This is a genomic window from Porphyromonas sp. HMSC077F02 (genome assembly GCF_001815465.1).
Classification (GTDB): domain Bacteria; phylum Bacteroidota; class Bacteroidia; order Bacteroidales; family Porphyromonadaceae; genus Porphyromonas_A; species Porphyromonas_A somerae.
Window position 1 is genome coordinate 1,593 of sequence record NZ_KV820694.1, and the last position, 4,629, is coordinate 6,221.

The following is a 4,629-nucleotide window of genomic DNA, read 5'->3' on the forward strand; positions in this document are numbered from 1 at the left end:
ATGTCTCAATAAATTGCTTACCATCGTTTTCTAAATAGTCTATTACCCAATCGGTAAATATCTTTAGTTCACGGTAATTGTCAATTATTTTGTAGATAAATGGATTTTTGCTTTTGTCATTAATGGTTGGATGAATATTCGCTTGTCTAAAATCGATCAAAGGATTGTCTAAATCAAATACTCGCTTTAGTATTTTCGTCACTTCTTTTAATTCAATATAATATTTTGAGAAATATAAATCTCCCATATCACTAAAGTTAAGATAAAACTTATATTTCGCATTATCTTTATCCAACATATAGTAGGGGGCCCCACCCGTCTTAGTTGCACGATACCCTTGTGGCTTGAGCAACTGATCTAATTGCTCAAAAACATATTTTTTCTTTTCGCTCTTTAACATTATCTCTATGAATTACTTATTCTATTTATATTGACAGTGGCTGCATGACACTATAGGAGAGGCCTGTCTGTCGCTGTCTGGTACGGTAGATCTCTATACCATAGGCAAATGCAGACTGAGGAGCTATACCATTATCGGGCAGCTCTTTTAGCACAAATTCGTATTCGGTACCCGATACTCCCTGATGACGTGGCATCCATTGGAACTGTACCTGAGTAAAGGGCTCGTGATAAGGAATAACCTCATTGGGGCGAGGGTAATTGAGGATAGGAGGATTTTTGATATCTAACCAAGCTCTTCCGGTATGCCATGCAGAGAGAGGGCGACCGGTATGGTATTCTACAACCTGTACGGAGAACTCTGTCATACCCACCGGTAGACGGCCGTTGTCTAATCGACCACTCAGACGGATGTGGTCAGGTTGTAGATATGGGGCTATATCTATAGAAGTGAGGCGGAGAGGAACATTGGGGGAGAGCTCAAGGATAGGATAGACGATCTCGTCACGAGACTCAAGGCTGAAGTTCATCCCGTTTTTCACCCGCACTCGCAGACGTGCCTGCAACAACGGCTGCTCCAAGTCTCGATTGAGAAGTGTCACGACAAGGCGATCCTGGCTACCACCATAATAGTCAGACAAATACAGCCCATAGGGAGGAAGCACTTGCACCGTCCCATGAACAGGATAACGTACCTGTGCAACAGATACTTGATAGTTGATGCCAGCAATGGTACTCAGAATAATACACGCAAAGAGTAGCTTATGCATTACGCACAAGCTAAATAGTTTTGTATGTCTATTTCGTCTCATATATTTTTATTCCTCTCTAAACTTTTTTATGCATCTTACATTTCCAGACCAATTCAGTCGTTTTTATTTTTATCGTTAATTCTATGTTTTATTACACTATGTAATTACCTATTATTCAAAATAATAACATCGACTTAAAACTCCGCAACTTCACTCCATCGAAGTCCATATATTCTATTATTCAAGTTTCATAACGTCGCTTGACCAATGTCCTGTACTTTTGTTTAGATATAGTAATTTTATAATGTTGTATTTGACTTCTCATAAATGTATAGATTTCTGCCTGAATCTGCAATATACATTCTATTCTGATGAAATTGAATCTCAAGCACCGAATGGACACCCAGTACATTCGCCCATTCTCGGATACCTGTGTTAATATTAATGGCTCCTATCGCAAACACCCCACCTTCGAGTCTCATCCCATGGTAGAGATACCCAGCATAAAGGCGGTTTAAGCCCATCTCTGCATCGTACTTTTCACCTTGATATTCAAGTTTATCCATCTCAATGTAATTAATCACCTCACCATTATCCAAATCAACCTCCATATAACTGGACGCATAACAACCGTATGCTTTGTTATCAATGATAGAGATAGATATCAGACCACGGGGAAGTCGTTGTAAATAAAGAATATCTCCTGTATTGATATTTAGTCGCACAATGAATATATCCGTAAGGACAACAACACTATCACCCTTGTATTCATGTATGTCTCTAATATTACCTCTTTCTATTGTACCAAACAACCAGCGGTACTGAGTCATCTCTCCGATATCCTTCTGCCACAGAAGGGAAAAATCAATTTTACTATACGAATATATCCATCCTTCCTTTACTGTAACAATATGAGTATCATTATTTATTCCGAAACTACCTTTGATTTCTCCGATGGACAGAGGAATGATTTGATTGGTATTTAGATTATATAGGAACTGATTGTTGGGAACAAAGTCGAATATATGATAGTAAATAGATGATTTTATATATTGGGGAAGTTTATTTAATCCATAAAAATATGTATCTACAACAAACTCTTTTTTTGTATTGAGGTTATAGATTTTTGTTACGTTGTTCTCCGGTCCAGTATAAATAACCTGATCTTCTATAATAGCATACTGGTTTATTGCCATTTCCTCGGATGTGAACAAAACTTCATTTTGATGATTTTTGACTACCAGTAATGCCTTTTTAGACTTGACTAAATAGGAGAAATACTTCTCCCATACATAAAACCCATATCGGTCTTTTCTTTTTTCTATTAGTTTGTACATAACTATTCTACTACATTAAAAATCATGTCAAATATTTTGTCATTCTCCAATTTTCTTAATAGACTTTGTGCATCTTCTATGTTATCGTCCCCAAATGTCTTGCGGATTTTGTTTAGCGAGATGAGGTCATCACATATCAAATTAATTTCATCCACTGGGGTAGTATCCCAAAAAGAGTGTAAGGCAGAATACCTCTTTGAACGGTAAATGTACTTATTTTTTTCGCTTTGTTTCCCGAAAAACAACAAAGATAGACCTATAAAGTATAGATTTCCCCTATTATCAAACATTATAAAGGGGTTGAATGGATGGTAATTGTTCCTTCAGTTTAATGTAACCATTCATTCTTATTTCGATTAGTAAAAACAAATAGCGAAAAGAAAAGAGAACAATTTCCACTATACAAGTTGGTTAAGCAAAATTTTATACTGTTTTATTCTAAGCCAAACCATTAAAGTCAAACACGTTGGAGACAGGACTATTAATGGTATAACACCGTATAAAGGATAATTGACAATGCTATTATAAATAAAAACGTAAAAATATAGCAACCAAAAGAAAGCATCAAAAACAAAATATGATTTCTTGAATTTGCACTTGTTGAGCCTTAAAATTATAGGCACTATAATATATCCTATGAAAGCAATAAAAACGAAACAATAATATAGCCAATTCTCACCAAAATCAAGCATGAGAATTCTTCTACAACCTGGTCTATTATCCAAGTAATCCGAGAAATCTATATTAAGCCCCTTACTAATATAAGGTTTTAAATAATCTAATTTCCCAAAAGCCCTTTCAACTTTATGCGTCCAATAGTCGTCATAAATCAATGTATTCAAGCATGTTACGTATATTATCGCAACTAGAAGAGCAAAGTAATGGAAGTTTAACTTCAAAGCTTTATTCATACTCGATTCCATCTTTGTAAAACTTTATTGTCTTTAGCCAGTTCAAAAGCATAAGCAGGATCATCCTTCAAGTATTTCCATATCTCTACATTTTCTGCTGAAGCCAATAGAGATTTAAGCTCTGCACCAGTTGAGTAAGATGACAAGTCTTTGTTCAGCAGTAACTTGTAGTCATTATCCCAACCTCGAATGATATCTTAGACATTTTGCGGCACTTCATTTAGCCATTTGTCCAAGTTCTCGAACAAATTCTCTCTGTTGGCTAGTCTCCAGAGTTCATCCTCTTTACAGTATAGATCTACCTATAAAGCGACTCGGATGATTCCTTATTTCTTCAACTAATTTGTTTAAGTAAGTTTGACCGTCTTCATGATACTGTAGTAACTCATTAGAGTCTAGCTGAATTATCAAATCATACAATGCAACACTTCCACAAAGGACTGACAAATAAAAATTTTCACCCTCTTTATAGAATGTGTATTCCCATTCTCTCTTAAGTATTTCTTGTTTCATTTTACCTTAATTATTTTTCAGTATATTCACCTACAGGGACGGTAGTATCCCAAAAAGAGTGTAAGGCAGAATACCTCTTTGAACGGTAAATGTACTTATTTTTTCGCTTTGTTTCCTATAAACGACAAAGATAGACCTATAAATAATACCTTATCCCATCACCACAGAATATCGGAAGAGGTATACTTCTAACACCTACTCCCTACTGTCTCCGAAAGTTGAGATGCAACTAAGCAATCGGCGAGATGCAACTCAGCAATCGGCGAGATGCAACAAAGCAAATGCTTAGTTGCATCAATTTTCGCCCTCCTAACCCATTGATTCCTAACTTCCTACAAACAGCCATTTTTCATCAAAGAAATCGGATAAGGTACCCCCAGCTAAAGCACCCGACAGGGTGCCATTCAGCTAGCCCCTGGTCAAGGGCGAAGCCCGAAGACCAGCGGGAAAAAGGCACGGTATACGTCATCGACCCTTGTGGTCGCACAAGCCTATGTAGGGAATGTTGCACGAAGTGCTATTCTCGAACATTTGCTAAAATGTGCTGAGACTTTGAACGAAGGATGAGATGCTAGGTAGCCGCTAGGCTGCCAAGGTACTCAAAAGGGCGCTGAGCATGAGGGCGCTGGGAGCGTACTCACGTACGTGACCGAGTCCGAATTCCGAAAGCAACGCAGCAGATCGGTAGTATCCCAAAAAGTGTGTAAGGCAGAATGC

Annotated in this window: 3 protein-coding genes; all 3 read right to left on the bottom strand. The window is 37.3% G+C overall.

Annotated elements, in window-relative coordinates:
* Window positions 1-400, bottom strand: a 400-nt coding sequence (locus HMPREF3027_RS09645) for a hypothetical protein (protein WP_168165892.1), incomplete at its 3' end; no start/stop codon positions are given.
* A 25-nt stretch (window positions 401-425) separates the two neighbouring features.
* A complete protein-coding gene (locus HMPREF3027_RS09335; protein ID WP_141756270.1) occupies window positions 426-1,211 on the bottom strand; it encodes a hypothetical protein in 786 nt (261 codons plus the stop codon).
* 239 nt (window positions 1,212-1,450) lie between these two features.
* Window positions 1,451-2,488 carry a PQQ-like beta-propeller repeat protein gene (locus HMPREF3027_RS09340; protein ID WP_070708390.1) on the bottom strand — a complete coding sequence of 346 codons (1,038 nt, stop codon included), beginning with the start codon at window positions 2,486-2,488 and terminating at the stop codon, window positions 1,451-1,453.
* Window positions 2,489-4,629: the final 2,141 nt, after the last annotated feature.